The 20,991-nt window shown below is 42.5% G+C and carries 11 protein-coding genes; 7 read left to right on the forward strand and 4 right to left on the reverse strand.

The window, feature by feature from the left end; genetic code table 11:
- The first annotated feature begins 773 nt into the window (after positions 1–773).
- The 5 genes from JMW90_RS11310 (at position 774) to JMW90_RS11330 (ending at position 12,138) form a co-directional block, all read left to right on the forward strand.
- Positions 774–2,765: a hypothetical protein gene (locus JMW90_RS11310; RefSeq protein WP_201564257.1), complete on the forward strand. Its 1,992-nt coding sequence runs from the start codon at positions 774–776 to the stop codon at positions 2,763–2,765.
- Positions 2,766–3,035: 270 nt separating this feature from the next.
- A complete protein-coding gene (locus JMW90_RS11315) occupies positions 3,036–3,500 on the forward strand; it encodes a hypothetical protein (RefSeq protein WP_201564259.1) in 465 nt (154 codons plus the stop codon).
- Between the two features lie 82 nt (positions 3,501–3,582).
- Positions 3,583–5,679: a DUF11 domain-containing protein gene (locus tag JMW90_RS11320; protein WP_201564261.1), complete on the forward strand. Its 2,097-nt coding sequence runs from the start codon at positions 3,583–3,585 to the stop codon at positions 5,677–5,679.
- Positions 5,680–5,822: 143 nt separating this feature from the next.
- The gene (locus JMW90_RS11325) at positions 5,823–11,150 is read left to right on the forward strand and encodes an SdrD B-like domain-containing protein (protein WP_201564263.1); all 5,328 of its coding nucleotides are present in this window, start codon (positions 5,823–5,825) and stop codon (positions 11,148–11,150) included.
- A gap of 214 nt (positions 11,151–11,364) precedes the next feature.
- Entirely contained in the window at positions 11,365–12,138 is a 774-nt protein-coding gene (locus tag JMW90_RS11330) for a hypothetical protein (protein WP_201564265.1), read from the forward strand.
- Positions 12,139–12,401: 263 nt separating this feature from the next.
- Here the strand turns inward: JMW90_RS11330 and JMW90_RS11335 are convergent, their stop codons facing one another.
- The 4 genes from JMW90_RS11335 to glpK form a co-directional block, all read right to left on the reverse strand.
- Positions 12,402–13,094, reverse strand: a complete 693-nt coding sequence (locus JMW90_RS11335) for a TetR/AcrR family transcriptional regulator (RefSeq protein ID WP_201564267.1) — start codon at positions 13,092–13,094, stop codon at positions 12,402–12,404.
- Between the two features lie 213 nt (positions 13,095–13,307).
- On the reverse strand, positions 13,308–14,333 hold the full coding sequence (locus JMW90_RS11340; RefSeq protein WP_201564269.1) for an endonuclease/exonuclease/phosphatase family protein: 1,026 nt from the start codon (positions 14,331–14,333) through the stop codon (positions 13,308–13,310).
- A gap of 347 nt (positions 14,334–14,680) precedes the next feature.
- Positions 14,681–15,151: a hypothetical protein gene (locus tag JMW90_RS11345; protein ID WP_227691951.1), complete on the reverse strand. Its 471-nt coding sequence runs from the start codon at positions 15,149–15,151 to the stop codon at positions 14,681–14,683.
- A 632-nt stretch (positions 15,152–15,783) separates the two neighbouring features.
- Positions 15,784–17,394: a glycerol kinase GlpK gene (gene glpK, locus JMW90_RS11350; protein ID WP_201564273.1), complete on the reverse strand. Its 1,611-nt coding sequence runs from the start codon at positions 17,392–17,394 to the stop codon at positions 15,784–15,786.
- 487 nt (positions 17,395–17,881) lie between these two features.
- On the opposite strand from glpK, the gene JMW90_RS11355 reads away from it, so the two are divergent.
- Positions 17,882–19,633, forward strand: coding sequence for a TolC family protein (locus JMW90_RS11355; protein ID WP_201564275.1), 1,752 nt, complete (start codon positions 17,882–17,884; stop codon positions 19,631–19,633).
- Positions 19,634–19,723: 90 nt separating this feature from the next.
- On the forward strand, positions 19,724–20,989 hold the full coding sequence (locus tag JMW90_RS11360; RefSeq protein WP_201564277.1) for an HlyD family secretion protein: 1,266 nt from the start codon (positions 19,724–19,726) through the stop codon (positions 20,987–20,989).
- Positions 20,990–20,991: the final 2 nt, after the last annotated feature.

Here is a 20,991-nt window from a genome sequence, read left to right on the forward strand (position 1 = left end):
AAATGTCGATGCGACAAGTATTTTTAAAATAAATAGTGATTATTTTTTTAGAGGTATTATAGAATTTTGTTGGGAAATTTTTTGACATAGGCGGTTAAGTGGGATTTAGGACAGAAATGTATTTGGTCATAATAAATCTACCGCTCATCTGTTTTCTAGGAAATTTACAAAATTATTGCTTAATATAATGCATTACGTAACATAAACAGATTTTTGGTTATGTTTATCGTCCGTATTTAGATCAATAGTTATCAGTAAATATCGATTTATAGGAATAGCGATATGTATCAGTTCTATTTAAAAATATGAGTGATGAAATACTAATTTCTGCATTTAGCTATTCTCAATTTTGCTTCACTATTAGCTATATCCTTTTTTACAATGCTTCTTATAGAATATATCAGTTACTAATAGCAGTTATTAAAATTCAATATTAATATTTCAAATATATCACACTCCATATTCGGTGATAATTTACAAGCACATCAATTTTTATACTAGATGCATTTGGTTACTCTAATTTACAATTTGAAATATATAATTACATTTCATCCTAAAATATCTACCATCTGTCGACTTTTAGGTGTTTTATGACAAATTATTATACACAATGTCAAATTAAGCGACTTATGTACTCATTTACTTACTAATACTTAAGTCGTCCGTTTGAATTTTAGTCATTAGTATAAGTTTATGGGAATAGCGATATGTATAAAGCTCGATACTCTTCAGACTCAATAAGTATTTCTCCATATCGTAGGTATTTACAACAAATGTTGTCTTTAGTTGGTATTTTGCTATTTTTATTGTATAGCAATTTCGCAGTCGCTAATCCATTTGCTACTCCTGATGACTTCAGTGCCGCTAGCTGCCCCATCAACCATAAGATGTACTACTTAGGGTCTAATCCTCCTACCTCTACTTCTGCTCAACCCGTAGTTGCACTACCTTTGAGCTGGACAGCTGGTAACACCAGTAAAGAGTTTACTTTTGCAGACAATAAGATTTTTACCATTGCCTTCCCAATTTTGATAGATGCCAATAATAGTAATGGCACAGTCCCATTTTACGGTTCCATCAATGACGCTACTTCTAATGCTATTAACTTAGTACACAATTCTACACGAGTGCAGACCGATCACTCTTTAGAGCTTAGTATTAATCGACCCGTCAGTAAGATCGGCTATAAAATACAAGATTTGGACTCAACTACAGTACGAGTAAATGTTGGATCGTTTTTTTTCCCTCGTTATGAAAATAGAGCGCCATACATTGAGCAAGTGGATGTTTCAGCTAATAACGGCCAATTAACCTTTAATAATATTTTTCATAATATTAACGCGCAGAGAAATATCGTAACCGCTAAAGAAGGTGAGAATTGTGATACTGGTGAATGTACTATAGATGCTGCATGGGGATATAAACCCGCAAACAGTGTTGTTAATCTAAAACATAGTAATACTAAGAGAGAAACTAGTGGAAGCCATGCAACGGGCTACTCTGACTTCTACTTCTGTCTAGCACCCCCCAAAATTATTGTCAAGAAAGCCCTTAGCGGTAATCGCATCAATGATACCGATGCTAAGCGTGATCAATTCGAGATAAAAGCGACTGGTGGTTCGATAGCCGCCAATAGCTTCACGACAACTGGTAATGCAGCAGCAGTCACTAATAATAGTAGTGTCGTATTAGAGCTATCGGAAAATACAAGTTATAAGATTACTGAACGAGTGATGAATGGGAATACACTTGGTGATATTGCCAATTATGAAGCCACCTATGTCTGCAATAATGCGACAACGGGTAGCACCACAGTTATGCCTACTACGGCGATGACCTACGATGCAACCACCAAAACTCGCTCATTTACTCTTGCTAATGCCAATTACGGCGATGAGATTACTTGTACCATAACGAATGGACCGACACTATATAATTTTTCTGGAATTGTCTTTGACGATAATGGTGGCATTGCTAGCACTAGAGCCGACAAAGAGAATGCTGACATCACCACCACTGCGAGTGCATATAGTAATAATAGCACCTACTTCAACGGCGTATTTAACACGCCTCCAGAAACAGGTATCGCCGGTAGTAGTGTGAAGCTGGTCAGTTGTACTAATACCAATACTATCTATGCCAATCAATCAGTTGTCACAACTGGTACTACTATTGGTCGTTACCAATTCAGCTTACCTATCAGCACCTTTGGCGGTAATAATAATCTCTGTCTGATAGAGAGTCGTACGGGCGATACCCACCCTATCCGGACCTCTAATGAGAATAAGAATGTAGGCTTTGCGCCAACCAATTTTAACTATCCCGATAACGATTTTGGAAGAGTCATTGATGCTCATGCAGCGATCGTGTTGAAGAAATACCAATATGTCAACGACTGCGACACGACTCTAAATTATTCCGCTATTTCCATCACGGCAGACCCAAGGACGGGCTTTAGTACGGGTACTGTTTCAGAGAGTTTGATTCCCGGACAATGTATCGCGTATAAGATAGTCGCTACCAACCGCGCCAATATCTCTGTTGATAACTTCGTAATGCGTGACGTGCTCCAAAGCAAAGGCGTTAAGAACGCAACGACGACCTCTGTATTGGTAGCACCTGTTGACGCAGCTAGTAACTATGCGGGCAATAGTGTGGCTATTGGGATGAACGGCACGGTGATTTCTAACAGTCAGTCCATACCTGCTAGAAAAAAACGTGATTTTTACTTCAATACCAAATATGGCACCACATCGAATCCATAGTAATTACTTATGTTGCATCGTCCTTAATACTGAAAAATCAAACTTTTCAACAAAAGCCCTATCTTAAAAGATAGGGCTTTTACCGTTCAGCCATCTAAAAGTGCCGTTTGTCTTCTTTATGGTGCATCTTTGTATCTATTTTGTGACAATACCCTTAAGAAAAAATATAAATTTATCAGTACTTTTATAGATCACTCATTGCAATTTTTAAATCACATGAGATGACATTTAAGTCGCATTAATAACAATAGTCTAAGCAAGGAATACTATATGAAAGGTTTTAATATTTTACGCAACACCTTATTAGCCAGCGTAACGTCGGTATTATTATTAAGTACCGCTCATGCCGATGACGCTTTGAAAATGGATCTAACCGTCAATCAAGTCATCAAAAACGCTGAGGGTAAAATCAGCTATGTACCTGTACGTACTGCACCCAAGGGAACCGTCATTCAGTATAAAGCCAATTACCTTAATACGATTAACAAAGATATCCAAGACTTAGCAGTGGTCCTGCCTATCCCTGCTAATATGACTTTTACCGGTGAAGCAAGCCCTGCCAGTGCGCAAGCCAGTACTGATGGCAAGAACTATATGGATATGCCACTGATGCGCAAAGTCAATGGCAAGATGGTCAAGATTCCGTTTTCTGAATACCGTACCCTGCGCTGGAATATCAAGTTATTACCCGCACAGAAAACCGCTGCGGTATCTCTTAATACCATTGTTGAATAATCTCATCATTGATTAAAGCGTGCCGTTCACTACTTTCAAACCCTCATTCCAATTTCGACACTTTTAAACCTTGGAGTTATACATGAAATCAAATACTTTTAATTACAGCTTATTAGCTATCGGCGTCGCTGCTGTACTAGGCCTCAGTACGGCTGCTAGCGCAGTAGAAACCCCCACTACAACAACGGGCGTAGACATCACCAACCAAGCGACCGCTAACTATAGTGTTGCTGGTCAGGCCCAGCCTGAGGCTAAATCAAATATCGTAAAAGTTAGTGTCTCACAACAAGTATCATTTTCACTGACTGCTGATAATAACGATACAGCCGCGCCGACAAATGGCGTACAAGGCGACAATAAAAACGAAAATATAGCAGTGACGCCTAATGGCTTCGTTCTCTTTGAACATACGTTGAAGAACACGGGTAACACTACTGACACCTATGATATAACTGTGGGTGCAACTGACCCTAAATATACCCAAAACGCATCTACTGTCACATTTACCACATATAAAGCAGATGGAACGCCAATTACAGACCGCACGAACATCACCCTAAACTATATGGAAAACACTCTAATACCGTCTACTCTAGAAAAAGGAGAGTATGTTAAGTTCACGATTAGAGCCAAAACCAGTGGTAATAAAGGTGAGGAAACCCTACCACTCCAACTATCAGTGACTAGTAGAAACTTAGCTGGCATTGCTGGTGCAACTAAAACACTCATAAACACTGACACTTCATTCACGAGACTGCCTACCTTTGGTATCGTTAAGACCATTACTAATGGTCTAGACCTCAATGATACGACTTATCAGGATACTGCCACTTATAAAGTAGTCGTGACCAACGACGGTACTAACTTTAGTGCTGATGCTACAAACATCACTATCGAAGACGTTTTACCAAACGGTCTCGTCATGGCGAAAGAATTGATAGCCAGTAATATCACTGTCAGTACTGGTGCTACTAAAGGCACTATTGCTTCAGGTAGTTTAGGTTCTCAAGGCTTCAGCATCACTAATGTCAATCTCCCAATAGGTCAAAGCATCACTATTACCTTTGAAGTCAAACAAACTGGCGCAGTTACGATTACTCCTACAGTTGCTATGGGCATGATCAACCATGTCACTGTCACTGATGACTTGGATGAAGATGCGGCTACTACTGGTGACATCGTTATCGATAGTACAAAAACTGGTAGCCCAGAAAACGTCTCTACCTTCTACCCTGCTGCCAATCCAGAGGTTAACTATGTTAAGGGTGAGACTCCAGCTAAATCAGGTGATGACTCTACCGTGCCATTATTGACTATCAAGCGTGAGCTGACTCTAACTGGTGTGACTACTAAAGAAATTGCACCTGTCACAGGGCTTACTGCAGCCGATACCGCTGGCCAAGTGACCCATTCAACCGTCATTACCAACACCGGTAAAGATGTTGAAGGTAGTAAACCTGGCGAGTTAACCTTTACGATCACTGATAATGATGGCGGCGTGCGAGATGCGATCAACGTAGTACCTGGTACTGTAAAAGTCACTTATAATCCAGGCGGTACAGGCACTGGTGTAACAGATGCGACTATTACCCCCGTCAACGGTATCTATGATATCAACACTGTTTTAACTGCTGGTATAAAAGCGGGTGGCATCGTCACGATTACCTATAACGTCTCAGCAAACGATGCTCCACTGTTCAATCCAGTGACCTCTACGAATGATGCTGATGCTACATTTGAAGACACCATTGTTACCTTGATTCCTGTTGCAGAAGGCGCACCTACACCAATTACGGTAACAGACAAAACAACAGTGCGCGGCTTAGTGCTAGTGAAAAAACAAGCGCTAGCTGTAGATTGCGCTGCAACTAGTACTGGTATTGTCGGGTCTTTCGTGACTACAGACATTACTGGTGCTCTACCTGGTCAATGTATTGTCTACCAAATCCAAGCTAGAAACACGTCTACTACGGCAGCAGGTTTTCCTATTACTAGTGTCACCATCTTGGACGAATTTTCTAAATTTGCGCCCAATGCTACCTATGTTATAGGTTCTTTAGCTGATATGGATGGTGCAGAGATTGAAGGTACAGATAGAGTTACCACTACGCTTGCTACCTTAGCGGCACAAGGAACTGCCACTATGCAGTTCAAAGTCAAAATCAAAACTGGTCTTTAAATCCTAGATTTATGTTATTAGTTTAATTTCTATCTTTTAAGGTCTATAAGTATCCACAGGTACATATAGATATTTCCCTAGCCTGAATTTACTTAGGCTAGAGGAATCCAAACCCTGATTTTGTTTTATTGGATAAGCGACATATGACTCTATCTACCATGACACCGTCTAATCGTATCGCCTTACGTACAGCGAAGATATCTGCGCTGTCGGTGGCCATGTTGCTTATGCAATCAAATATGGCATTTGCTGCTTCTGACTCTTTAGTACAGTTCATCACTAATACGGCTCAAGCCAGTTATAATGTCAATGCTCGAACCGATACAACGCTTAGTACCGACTCAAATTTAGTAAAAGTGAGATCTTCAGCATTTCCTGAATTCGGTATTAGCTTGACGCAAAATCCGTCGCAGACCGTCGCACCAAATACGGTTGTGAATTGGATCAATACACTTAGTAACACCAGCTTTAGTGATCAAACTATTGCGCTAACCCTTGATGTCAGCCCTTCTCTATCCAATGTCAAAGTCTATCAAGACCTCAATAAAAACGGCATTATCGATAGCGCTGACCAACAGATTATCTTTGATAATTTGACCGCACAGATCAAACTGGGTCAGAGCGAAAATATTCAGCTTATTATCCAAGCATTATCTGATCCTAATGGCAAAAGTGGCGATACCGCTGCTATCAAACTAGGTGCTGTCGTCCTTGAAGATCCTTCGGTTGCGTCTGCCAACGCGACTGATGACTTAGTGATTGTTACCGCAGCGATCGACTTTACCACGCCCAAATTTGATAGCAACAAGACAACCTCACAAATCGACGAAAACGTCTATATCGAAACCAGTTATGCGCAGTGTAATGTGCAGTTCGATCAGCCGGATCAAGTCTGGGTGACTGTTACTTCGAGATTGACTGGCGATACCTATGCGCTAAAAGCAATTGAGACAGGTAATAACACCGGTAAATATCAGCTGTCTGCGCCCACGCAAAACAATGCTGATAAGCTGAATGACAAGATTATCCAAACCCTAGCCGGCGATACGTTGACGGCGTCTTTGGATGCTTGTATTGCCCCTTCTGTGGGCACGGCTCCTGACCAGTTACCGACAGAGTCTGACTTTACGCTTCGTATCGATGATCTAAATACCAGTATCGAAATCGTCAACGATAGCCCAAGTCTAATCGTTACCAAAGAAAGTGACGTAAAGATTGCAGATCTCGGCGACTACGTCAACTATACGATCGACATCACCAACAGTGGTAACTCTACGGCGTATGATGTTCAACTAAAGGACGCTTTACCGCGTGGTTTCGCTTATGTTGAAGATAGTGTTCGAGTCAGCCAAACCGCCGATATCGACATCAATCAACCACAGACCACTGAATTCAAAGCGGAAGGTAAGTATCAAGTCTTGAATCTCGGAACGATGGCTATTGGTGAGACTAGACATATCACTTATCGTGTGTTGCTAGGGGCATCTGCCTTAGGTGGTGATGGTACCAACCGTGCGGTTGCAGTAGCGAGTAATGATCAAGGGGATATCCTCGTCTCGAGAGAAGCACAGTGGAAGATCGATGTAGAGCGTGGCGTGATGAATACTGACGGTATCATCATCGGTAAGGTCTATCACGATATCAACCGCGACGGTATTCAACAAAAAGACGACGGTGAGCTAGGCGTTGCCGGCGTACGACTTTACATGGAAAACGGTAATTTCATCGTCACCGACCCTGAAGGTAAATACAACTTTTATGGTGTCAGCGCCAAGACTCACGTGCTAAAAGTTGACCGCACGACGTTACCTAGAGCGACAGAACTCATCATCCAAAGCAATCGTAATGCAGGGGATGCCGGTAGTCGCTTCGTCGATCTAAAATACGGTGAGCTTCATCGTGCTGATTTCGGTATCGTAGGTGTTATGGCAGATAGCACTGAGCGTTTAAATGCAGAGCTAATCGCCCGTAGCAAAACTATCAGTGCCAAAAACGATACTCTCGAGCAAGCGGTAAAATCCGAATTAGTACTAGAGCCTGACTACGATCGTGACAATAATGATAATGTTGATGCCAGTGGCTGCAAATCTAACGACTTTTTAGATCAAGGTATTCATTGCGATTCAGCCATTGTCACTGAAATGGCAAACCCTACCGCCAATCGTGTTGATATGGCGATCTCTACTATTGCTCCTCCAGTAGAAAAAGAGCTGGAAGAATATCTTAAAGACGTGGCTAATAATAATGTGACCTTTATCAATATGGGTGAAGGTCAACAGCTCAATACTTATAAGCAATTGATTCAAGTACAAGCGCCGTTAGGGGCCAACTTTACCTTATATGCGAATGGTAAAGCTGTATCAGAAGAGACAATCGGTAAAACAGCTGAGCAAGAAAAGCAAAAGGTCACCGCATTTGACTATTATGGCGTTGAGCTAAAACGCGGACGTAATGTCTTACGCGGTGTCGCTACCGATATCAATGGTAAAGTCATCTCTGAACAGACGATTAATGTCTTGACGCCAGATACCTTACAATCTATAGATTATCGTACTCAGGCACAATTGGTTGCTGCGGACGGCGTCAGTGAATACCAGATCGTCATCAGCCTAAAAGACCGTGATGGTCGCCCTTACATTGGCTCAACGCCGATGACTATCGATACCAACATTGGACGTATCAACCTTAATGACACCAGCAAAGACCAAGCGGGTACGCAAGTTACCGTCAATGGTGGTGAGCTCCTCATATCAGTAGTTGCACCAAGCGTCCCTGGTAAAGGTGAGCTGTTGATTGACACCGGATCGACTAAACAAATTATCCCGCTACAATTCACGGCAAAACTACGCCCCCTCATCGCAGTAGGTATCGTTGAAGGCGCGATTTCGCTCAAAGACTTCGATGGTAGCAGTATTACTGACGCTCAAGGCGCATTTGAGCAAGAGCTCCGCGAAATCGCCGGTAACGATGATTACTCAGCGACTGGGCGCGCGGCAATGTTCTTAAAAGGTAAAGTACGCGGTGATTATCTATTAACGCTTGCTTATGATAGCGACAAAAAAGGCGAGCGCCTGTTCCGTGATATCGAGCCGGGTGAATACTATCCCGTTTATGGCGACTCCTCAGCCAAAGGTTTTGATGCGCAATCGACCAGCAAGCTGTATGTTCGCCTTGATAAAGGTCGCTCATTTGCGATGTATGGCGATTTAAAAACCCAAATTGATAACGATGACGGTATCAAGCTTGGTCAATACAACCGCACCTTGACGGGTGTAAAAGCCCAATACGAAGATGACAATACTCGTATTACTGCCTTTGTCGCTGAAACCAGTACCTCACAGCGTGTTAATGAGACTCGCGGCTTAGGCATATCAGGTCCTTACCCACTTGCCAATAATTTTGATGCGGTATTAGAAAATTCAGAAACCATCGAAGTGATCACCCGTGATGCCAATAATCCTGGACGTATCATAAGCCGTGACACCCTAACGCGCTTTGCTGATTATGAAATTGATCCTATCAGCCGTAGCCTATATCTAAAATCACCGATTGCCAGTCAAGATATTGATGGCAACCCTATTTATCTGCGCGTCACTGTCGAAGTAGATGAAGGCGGCGAGAACTATTTGGTTGGTGGTATCGCCGCCAAGCAGCAATTGACCGATAAAATCTCTTTCGGTGGTAGCTATATCAACAGTGATGATCCGCTTAATAAGGAAGAACTTGCCAGCGTTAATACTGTGATTAAAATTAATGATAAGTTAAAACTGGTCGCAGAATACGCTCAAAACAAAGCTGAGAATCCAAACTTTCAGCCAAGCAACCAGATTAACGTCACAGAATCAGATAACAAAAACGTCGAAGGCAATGCTCTACGTATCGAGCTTGACTATGATGATAAGAAAAATACCCGTGCAAAAGCCTATCATAACGATACAGATATCGGTTTTGTCACTGGTGCGTCCCCTCAAACTGCTGGCCGTACCGAGTCTGGCATCGAAGTCACTCACACTATAAATAATAAAAATACGGCGCTTAAACTTGAAGGCGTACGTACAAAGGACCAGACTACTGATGCCAGTATTGAGGGTATACAAGCCAGTGTTGAACAACGTTTAAGCAAAAACATCGTTGGTGAAATTGGTGTACGGTACTATAAACAAGAAGCAGCAGCCTCACGTAATATCCAAGCAGCGACCGATGTCGTAGACATAACTAACGACACTGTTTTTAACGATGACATCATTAATCAATCAGCGCTTAATGGCGTCAATAGCATAGAAAAAGACATCGAAGGTACCACTGCTCGCGCCCGTTTGACTGCGCGTTTACCGAAGCTGAATAACTCATTGATATTTGCTGAGTACGAGCAAGATATTGAACACAGCTCACGCAATGCTACCTCTATCGGTGGTGAAACCACACTGGGTAATTTAGGTCGACTCTATGCTCGCCATGATTTAATCAATAGCTTGTCAGGCAGCTACGGTTTAGATGATTCTGAGGAGCGCCAACGTACTGTCGTCGGTTTTGATGCCACTTATATGAAAGATGGCAAGGTTTATAGTGAATACCGTATGCGTGATGCCATCAGTGCTCGCGAAGCGGAAGCTGCTATTGGTCTAAAGAATAAATGGTATGTGCAAAAAGGCTTAACGCTTAATACTTTACTCGAGCGTGTCGAATCTTTAGAGGGCGAGAAAGACAGTACCTCAACTGCAGCAGGTTTTGGCGTTGAATACCTTGCTAACGAAAATTACAAAGCATCAGGGCGCCTAGAAAAACGCTGGGGCGATACCAGTGATACCTTATTAGGTAGCGCTGGCGTTGCTTATCGTTATAACGATGAAGTTACTTTATTAGCCAAAGATATTTATTCAAAAGTTGATTATGATGATGGTCATCGGACTATCAATCGCTTTCAACTTGGCGCAGCTTTCCGCGATTACGATAGCAATCAGCTTGATATGCTCGCCAAGCTTGAGTATCGCTTAGATGATAATGCAACTGGTGATGACCCTTATCAAAAGGATGCTATTGTCTGGTCATGGAGCGGTAACTACCATCCAACGCGCCCATTAACGTTATCAGGTCACTATGCAGGTAAATATACCGAATACGACGCTCAAGGTATTGCAAGTGACAATACCGCTCATGCTGTGTATGCTCGCAGCTTATATGATATTAGCGAGCGCTGGGATATTGGTTTACAAGCAGGTACTTACTGGAATAAGCAAGCCAATGACCTAGCCTATTTAGTTGGCGCTGAAGTTGGCTATAGCCCAATGAACAATTTATGGTTGTCGCTTGGTTATAACTTTATGGGTTTTGAAGATGAAGACATCGCTTATGACGATACTACCATCGAGGGCGCGTATTTTAGACTACGCTTCAAATTCGATGAAGATCTATTTAAGCGTGAAGACCCACGTAATAATAAACGTGCAGCACCTGTATCCTCTATATTTTAAGACAGTCAATTAAAAAGGCATCATCTTGAATGACGTTTTTCTGGAATCGTTTTTCCTTATTCACATGCACTAAAGCAAGATAAAGACTTTGAAATCTTATTCCAATAGCACTATATTTTTGAAGTAAATTGACTATAGCATTTGATAAGCGATAAAATCAGTCTCAAAATTGCCAGCACCGATACTTATCAGCTTACTACAAGGTTTTCGCGTTATGCTTTACTCTACTATTAAAGTAGCTACTTATAAAAATCCAATATGTGCTGCGTTTTCAGCTGTTTTGCTATTATCAATGACTTCATGCGTATCGACTCTTCAAAACAGTGCTCATATCACTACTGTAAATACCTCTGATTACTGCCAGAGTCAGGATTTAGAAGCGACATATAAAAACCAAAATACGCAGCAACGTGCGATGAGCTGTATGCTAGCAGAACTACAGAATTATCAGCAAAAAGATAAAACTGCGCAGCAACAGTACTTTGCCTATAAAGCCCAAGCTTGGCTCAACTATGCCATTCATAAAGACAGCATGAATAGTCGCTCACCTGCCGGATTAGAAGCGGCACAATCTGCAGAAGCTATTTTGCAAGCATTAAAAAAAGGCTCAGAGAACGATCTTGTTCTTATTCAAGATATACCTGCGTCATCAGCACTCATGCGACCTGATTTATGGGCAACGTTAAGCGCCCTCAAAGACAGCGGCGGCATCGTAAGTGCTCCCCGCGAAATTGCATTTAGTGAAGTGGCATTAATCTGGGCCGCGACTGACCAATGTGAACATAACTCACGGCAGGCAGGCAGCCAATTTCGCATGGCGGACCGCTGGCTTGAACAGGCACGTGAGGCTTTCGTTAATGGTCATGACGCCAAAGCAAACGTGGCGTTAGAAGCGCTTGTGGTACATTATTATGAACAATACTCGCCTTTCGATACAAGTGGTGATCGCTGTAATGGTCAAGTGTTACCGCCACTCGATCAAATGTAGATATAGTTAATCCACTTTTAAAAAGGTACAGAACTAATGCGGTTAATGATTCGCAGCCTCTGTTTGCGTAGACACAGCAAGCAAGAAAAATTAACCGCAGTAGTTCTGTATAACCTTTGTGCTTCTTTTATTTAGGATCGACTATACATTAGCCACTAAAAATTCTTCATAAGGCTCATGCATAAACATTTAGCAATAAAAAATCCGACATTTATATGTCGGATTTTTGATGCAATATCTATTTGCAAAATTTAATAGACAGATTAATCATTTTTACGTGGTAGTTTTTCTGGTAAATAACAACGCAGATAAGCAATAGATGCGGTATTTGCTTCTTGCAAATATTTATCAGTAATGCGCTCATGACGACGATAAGAAACCGTAAATATCGCATTCACGATACTAAAAGTAATTAATAGCACATCTTCAATATCTGCAAACTTAGGTACTTCATAACGTTCAGCCAAACGGTCATACACTAACTTGACCACTTGATGATCCATATGCTCACCAAAACTGTCACCTTCAAAGTCAGGCGTATTGGTATCATAAATCAATTTGGCTTTGGTTTGATCTTCATCGAAAATTTGTACACAGCGATCAATCAGTGCCGTAAGATACCCCTGCCATCTATCATATTTAACCGTTTCAACCGTTCTTAATACGTCTAAGATATCAATAGCATTTAAAAAACGCAGCGCTAAAAATATGGCTTCAATGTTAGGGAAGAAATGATAGGCAGACGCTCGTGGAATACCCGCTTCTTCGCAGACAGCCGCAAGCGTAATATCATTAATAGATTGAGTTTCACTCAACTTTTTAGCACCCATCAATAATTTTTGACGGCGGGCGCGCCCTTGCTGGCTGGTAAATTTAAACTTATTCGGCACCAGCTTTTTTGCCAGCTCCGAGTCTACCAGTACATCTTCAATTTTGTCGTCTTTATTTTCACTCATGATAAATCTCTTAATGTTATGCCCTATCTTTATAAATATAGTGTTCATCGGATAGTATGCGCCCTAAATCAAAGGACCATTTCTATCAACCACATATGGGCTGGTAGTACCGCTACTATACTCAACGAGAAGGCATGATAAACGCTTGTACACTATCAAGCAAGGAACAAGAATAGGTTGAAAAACAATTCAGCAATTAATTATGAAATAGCATTAATTGTGAAGCTTTATTTTCGCTCTTATAATACCATGATCAATCACCCTATCTGTATAATCCCACTTTAAATGGTCATTAAAATAGTCAACGCGTTCGACCTGACCGAGCGAAAACTTGCTATCAGGCAGAAACTCTTCAGAGACAAATAATTGATCAATCACTTCTGGCATACCTTGGTAAATATGGGTATATGCCACATCTTTCATCCAACCATAACGACCTTGGATACGAGCTGCATCAAACAGAGCAACATCTCGCATACTCTTGTCATAATTAACCTCGCCAGTCTCCGTCATCAGCTGGGTGGTCACACTTTCGGTCACATCATTCATATCACCAAGTAGAATTAGAGGCTCACGAGTATGCTGCAACCTATCTATGATAGATAGCCTGATAGATGCAGCTTCTGCAGCACGCATACACAAACTACGTAACTTGGCACGAATACGGATATTTGGATCATCCATATCTTCCAACAAATTGCCTGCCTCATCACGTAAGAAAAAAGCACGTTTACTTTTCAGGTGAGCGGTAATAATCGTTATCGGCTGCCCAAATGCATCCACGCGTAACACAAGGGGCGGACGATTAAAGCGCTGATAAGGACCAATATCAGGGATATCAATGACAGCCTTTGGGGCGATCTCCTCAAGCAAGCCAGTCTCTAAGTGTGCAAACCGACTAATGATACCGACAGCAGGCGTATTTTGTGCCCCTTTACCCTGCGTGTATGGGCTTGCACTATCATTACTCGCCAGCGGAATGACCACATGTTCAGGTTTAAACCCCAATGACACTGCCAATGCTTCAAGTGCATTGCTGTCCCATACTTCCTGTACTGCAATGATGTCCGCGTGTGCCTTCGATAGTAGGTCTGTAATGCCGCGCAATTTATGTTCGTATTCGTGATTAGTATAAGCAGGTGCATTTGGATAATAGAGACGGTTGGGATTGGCAAAATTGAGCAGATTAGCGGTCGCTATATAAAATTGCTTATGAGTACTTTCATTGTTATTGGTCATAAACTGCCTATTATTGTTTTTACATGAGGTTTTTGACTGTTACTTATTGGCTAATTTTAACAATAAAGCATATTAAATATTATATATTCATACATAGTAATATACAGCAAAAAAGCCTCCAAAGAAATCTTTGGAGGCTTTAAAATAGCATAAATCCGGATTATTCTGTCTGTTAACAAAAAATGTTAACAATCGCACCAAATCTAGTAATAAGACAGTAAGCTTTAATCGTGTTTACTTACTTATATTAAGTAGACCATTAGCAGCACTTAAGTATTGTTCGCTCACTACTTTCATAAATTATCTGATCTGAGCACTTAATATCTTATTAAAGTCACCATAATACATTAAGAAACACGGTTCCATGCATCACGAGATGCTCTACGTGCCTCATTCCATTCCATACGTGATTCGCCTTTTACCTCATCCCACGAGCGCTCTAGATCTGACTCATGATCTTCAAAACGGGCATCAGCAGGATAACGTGCACGATTGGCATAACCTACCGCATAGGCTGGATGTAAGTCACGGTCAAAGTCATGACCTTCTTGATAGTAGTCGGCATTGGCATGCTCTGCTCGCCAATACGCTTCTTCATGCGTTGGATCAATCGCTTCGGCTGCTGCATGACCTACGCCGCCGCCAATGATTGCACCAATGGCACCGCCAATAAGTGTACCGAGCGGACCCGCTATCGTACCAATAGCCGCACCTGCTGCTGCACCGCCAATACCACCGACACCGGTACCTACAGGATGTGAGCCTGGCTCACCTGTGATAGGGTCAGCGTTCAAATCACTTCTTGCTTCTTTCGACATCTGCTTAACAGCAGTACGATCAATCGCATCATGATCGTCTATGATATTGTCATTTTCATGTCTAATGACAGTATTATTCATGCCATGATCATTACCGGTCAATCGGCGCTCATTGTCATCGATGATACGCTCTCTATCGCCAACTTCAAGATAGTCGTCAGTAATCACACGGTCATTAGGGTCTGTAATGCGGCCATCGTTATTCATAATATCTTCCTTAATTGATTTGTTATATATTCTAGTTATCATCAATCCACTTCTTATCGATATAAGGCAGATTGAACGTTTTAGTAAACCTTCTAAAGTATAGGAATTGATTGCAAACACAGATAGGTCGAATATGTAAACTTTGTCAAAATCACGATGGTATTGCGTTACAGTCTGTATCTTTACCAAAAATTTGTCGGCTGACGTATGGTCAGTCCTAAATAAAAAAAATACACATATTATCAATCACTACTGGGGTTAATTTTTCTTGCTTGCTGTAGCTAGCAGACAGAGGCTGCAAATAATCAACCCCAGTAGTTCTGTCCTCTTTTAAAAGTAGATCAATTATAGTTTTTAAGTAAGTCGATTATACAACATCGAAAACGGCTATTGAATGACGTGCAAAATAATACCTATCATAGCAATCAAGGCACCATCAGCGCTCTACTAATAGCTTGTTGCCACTTATTAAGATGTTGGGCGCGTATGTCTATAGACATGCTAGGCTCAAAGACTCTATCCACCTGCCATGAGGCTTGCATCGTGGCATCATCATATAAACCTGTCTTTAGACCAGCAAGTAACGCTGCCCCTTTTGCTGTAATTTCTGTATCTTTTGGACGCAGTACAGGCACCCCTAGTAAATCTGCTTGAAACTGCATCAGTAAATCATTGTTTGCTGCGCCGCCATCTACCCTTAGTTCAGTGAGTGGATGCGGGCTGTCTTTTTGCATAGCGATTAGTACGTCATACGTCTGATAAGCAACAGCCTCGAGCGCTGCCCGCGCAATATGTGCTTTGGTGGTACCGCGGCTCATACCGGTAATACTGGCACTGATATCTGATCGCCAATAAGGGGCGCCCAGCCCCGTAAATGCGGGCAGTAACACCACCTCTTCACTGCTATCAACTTGCCGCGCTAAGTCTTCTACCTCTCCGCTTTTTTGGAACATACCCAGATTATCCCGCAGCCACTGTACGATGGCGCCTGCCATAAACACACTACCCTCCAAAGCATAAGTTACTTCTCTATTTGGAGGCTGTAGCATACGTCTGCCAGATTGCACAATCTGCTCAAATGATAAATTGTCCGGACGAGTTGGCGCTGACTTTCGTTGCCATGCAACGGTCGTCAATAGCTTATGCTCACTAAGCAGCGGTTTTTGACCGATATTCATCAGCATAAAACAGCCGGTGCCATAGGTATTTTTTGCCATGCCTGCCTCAAGACAGCCTTGCCCAAAAAGCGCCGCTTGTTGATCGCCCAGTACCGAATGTATGGGGATTTGTTTGGCAAATAATCCCTTTTTGGTTTTGCCAAAGTCGCCATCAGATGGCAGAACTTTGGGTAAAATATTCATAGGTATACCAAATCGGGCGCACAGCTCCTCTGACCACGCCAACTTATGAATATCATATAACAAGGTACGAGAAGCATTGGTCACATCAATGACATGCTCACCGCCGGTTAGCTTATATATCAGCCAACTGTCTATGGTGCCAACCGCTATCTCGCCTTTACTGGCGCGTACACTCAGTTTGGGATTGTGCTCTAACAGCCAAGCGATTTTACTGGCACTAAAGTACGGATCCAAACGCAGACCTGTAATACGTTGCACTTCACTTGCCATATCACCTTGGCTATTATTACTAACCGTACCACTTTGCGGCATGGCATTTAGGTTCTCAGCAGCAAGCGCTTGACAGTAGCTTGCCGTACGCCTGTCTTGCCAAATAATGGCTGGCGCAAGCGGCTTACCCGTTTGCTTGTCCCAAATGACAATAGACTCACGCTGGTTGGTAATGGCAATACTGCTAACATCGGTAGCGAGCAGCCCCGCCTGATTGATGACGTCATGGGCGCAGCTGATTTGCGTCTGCCAAATTTGCTGGGCATCTTGCTCAACAAAGCCTGCTTGCGGCGTTTTCAAAATCGTTGGCTGTTGTGCCATTTTAATTGGGCGCGCATGATCATCATACAATATCGCTCGACTCGACGTTGTCCCTTGATCTAGAGCTAAAATATATCCTGCCATCGTTTACATTCCATCTTATTTTATCGATTCATTATTTGTAATAAATTTATCAAAGCCCAAATCTAGTATAGACAATCTTATGGTTCTCATATCAACCACCTATAAAGCACCGAGAATCAAAGAAAAATACCCAATTAACTTATAACAGCCCTTTTATAAATAATGCTATTATTCACTTTTTATAAGATATCTAGCACAAAATATAGTTTCATACAATGCAAAATAAGCAAATACTGAGCATTGACCCGTCACCATTGTGGCACTACAGTGTACGCTTTGTTATCCATAACAAATTTTAGCTTCAGCCTATGTTTGATAACTTAGCCTATTTAGCCGCATATTTCGCGTGATATTTAGCTTGGATTATCTCTAACATAAACAGTACTCAGCGTGAATGATACTATTTATACGCTGCTTATACGCTGCATGTTATACGCTGCATGTGACGCTAAATACCCTGCATACTAATTAATGGCTTACGTGACTTATGAAATTTGCTCTATCGACTCTGTCTACTGCTGTAATGACGATTACTCTCATGAGCATAGCGGCGACTACCTCAGCACGCGCTGATGACCATATGATTGAGTCACAAAGCGAGGTGATAGCCGTCAATGTGACACAGATTATCGATGCCGACAATCAAAACAATACTCTAAGCGCATTAAAAGCAGTCAATCAAGATATCACCTCTCAGCCGGTATCCGCTAGAAATACAGCTTTTGCAAACCAACCTTCTACTAAGAAAGCTTCTGTGAAAACAGCGACGACGCGTGTCGACAGTACGAGCGATGCCTCTAAACATCAAGCAGCTCTAAGTACCCTTATCGACCCTATCACTCATAAAAGCGTTGAGAACAGCTACCCGTTAGAGGTGTCTAGCCTGTTGAGTCTTGAGCAGGCGCAAAATATCTTACTGCAAGTGTCTCCAAAAATCGCTGCCAATCAAGCCGCCATTGCCGCCAGTGAGTATCAAACAGACGCCCTCAAAACCATAGACCATCCGCTTGTATTTGCCCGTGTCTCAGCCACTACCTATAATTTGGATACGGACATTGATCTATCGTCGCTAAAAAATGGCATCGTTAATGAGATTAATAGTGGTGTTGGTGACATTATTCCGCCCATTCCCAATTTGCCAAATTTTGGTGAATTGGTTGGTGAGCGTATCCCAGATACCTATGAGTTAAAACGCTCAGGCTCTACGGCGGGCGCAGGACTTGGGGTAGTATGGCCTATTTATACTGCTGGTCGCAGCGCTGCTCTAACAGGCGCCTCTAATGCTCGTACTCAAGAAGCGGTAGCTGACAGTATATTGGATAAAAATGAGCTTTATAACACCTTGATTGAGCGTTATTTTAAGGCGCAATTGGCAATCATTGCCGCCTATCTGCGCGATGATGCTTATGATACTTTGCAGCAGACCGACCATATGGCGCAGCGGCTTTTTGAAGAAGGTTTTATATCGCGGGTTGATCGCTTAGAGGCGCAATCTGCCCTTGCGGATGCCAAAAGCGAATCCGTCAATGCCAATAATGATGCCCGCCTTGCCATGATGGCATTACAGCGTCTATTGCGTACTGAGTACCGCATCAAACCTGGTACGCCTTTGTTTGTCTCAAGCCGTCCTCTACCCGATGTCAGCTATTTTCAGGATTTGGCACTGACCAATCACCCCGGTCTACAAAAAGTCGCCGCCAAACGTGCGCAGGCTCAGCAGCTACATGCACTATCGGATACCGGTTATAAGCCGACAGTCATGCTATATGGCTACGGGCAAATCGAAAAAGACCCAAGCTGGGTCGCTGGCGTCTCAGCGAGTTGGAAATTATGGGGTGGTTTGGATAAAACTGCATCACTGGCATCAAGCAATGCCAAAATACGCCAAGCTGACCTGTCTGAGATTGAAGTCAGTGACAATCTATTATTGCTAGTCGAAAAAAACTGGCATGACGTGAATAATGCTCAATCACGCTATCAAGCCCTACAAAGCAATGTAGAGCTTGCTGCAGAAGTCTTGCGTTTACGCAAACTCGGATTGCAAGAAGGCTTGAACACCCCAATCGACATCGTCCAAGCGCAAACGCAGTCGCTAAAAGCGCGTACTGAGCAAGCACAAGCGGCATATGATTATGTTCAGTCACTTTCCGCCCTTATGCAAAGTTGCGGCACGCCCCTTGCTTTTAATGCCTATCTCAATGCTGCCGACATTCGGCTACCAACCTTATATAAAAAATAACAGCGCCCATTTATCGTCTTAAAAATCATCAGATAACCAACGATTTATTGTGCTTATTATCGACTTTATTGCTTTAGGAACCTCACTGTCATGACTGAATCTACCAACGAATCAGGCGACTCGCGCAAACTAGACGACTCAAATGCATCGGCTGAATCAACCAATACTAATAATAATTCTGCGCCCATGGACATGGATGCTGCGGTCGATGCAAATAATACCGATTCGTCTAAAACTAATATGAATAGCAGTGCTGATACCGATACCGATATTGAGCCCGAGCAAACGTTACCAAGTTACAAACGCACTTCAGCAAAAAATGACAAATCAGCAAAGATTAAAAAGGCGATTTTGGCATTGGTGATTTTAGTTATTTTGGGCGTGATTGCTTATGGCTTATATAAAAGCAATCAGCATAGCGAGCCTCAAGTTGTTACCCTTCAAGGGCAAATGCAAATGCAGCAAACGTCTATCGCGGCAAAAGTGCCGGGGCGTATTGCACAAATTTTGGTCACAGAAGGTGATGCCGTAACGGTCGGTCAACAGTTGATTGAGATGGACTCGCCTGAGATTAATGCAAAAATTAATCAGGCACGTGCCGGCAAACAAATGGCACAAAGTCAGTTAGATAAAGCCGAAAATGGAGCGCGTCCGCAAGAGATTGCCCAAGCAAAAGCAGCATGGCAAGCAAATAAAGCGGCATCTGACTTGGCAGAAAACACCTATCAGCGTGTCAATCGTTTATATAAAGAAGGACTGATGGCGCGGCAAAAAAGTGATGAAGCGTATGCGCAATATCTGGCGACCCAAGATCAGACCGAAGCGGCACGCTTGCAATATGAGCTGGCGATGGAAGGCGTGCGCAGTGAAGATAAATCAGCGGCAACCGCACAAGTTGCCCAAGTCGATGCACAATTAGAGGAAGCCTTAGTCGCAAAAGAAGAAGCCAACTTAAAAAGCCCGATCTCTGGTGTCGTGGATAATGTCATCGTCAATGCAGGTGAAGTGATCGGTCAAGGGGTGCCTTTGCTAACTTTGGTCAATACTAATGACCAATGGGTCGTCTTAAATGTCACGGAAACTCACTTAAATCAGTTTGCCATTGGTCAACAATTTATGGGTACTATTCCCGCTTTATCCTCACCTGAAAAGCCTTATACCAAGCAATTTACGGTCTATGCTACTTCAACCCTGTCTGATTTTGCCACGTGGCGACCAACCAATAATGACGATGGTTTTGATGTTCGTACCTTTGAGGTCAAAGCACGCCCAACCAACCCTGATAGACGTATTCGCTCAGGCATGAGCGTGGTTGTGCGTCTTAGTCCCGCCCTCGTTAATCAGAACCAAGAGTAAGA

Origin of the sequence: Psychrobacter glacincola (genome assembly GCF_904846215.1) — a bacterium.
Lineage (GTDB): Bacteria > Pseudomonadota > Gammaproteobacteria > Pseudomonadales > Moraxellaceae > Psychrobacter > Psychrobacter glacincola.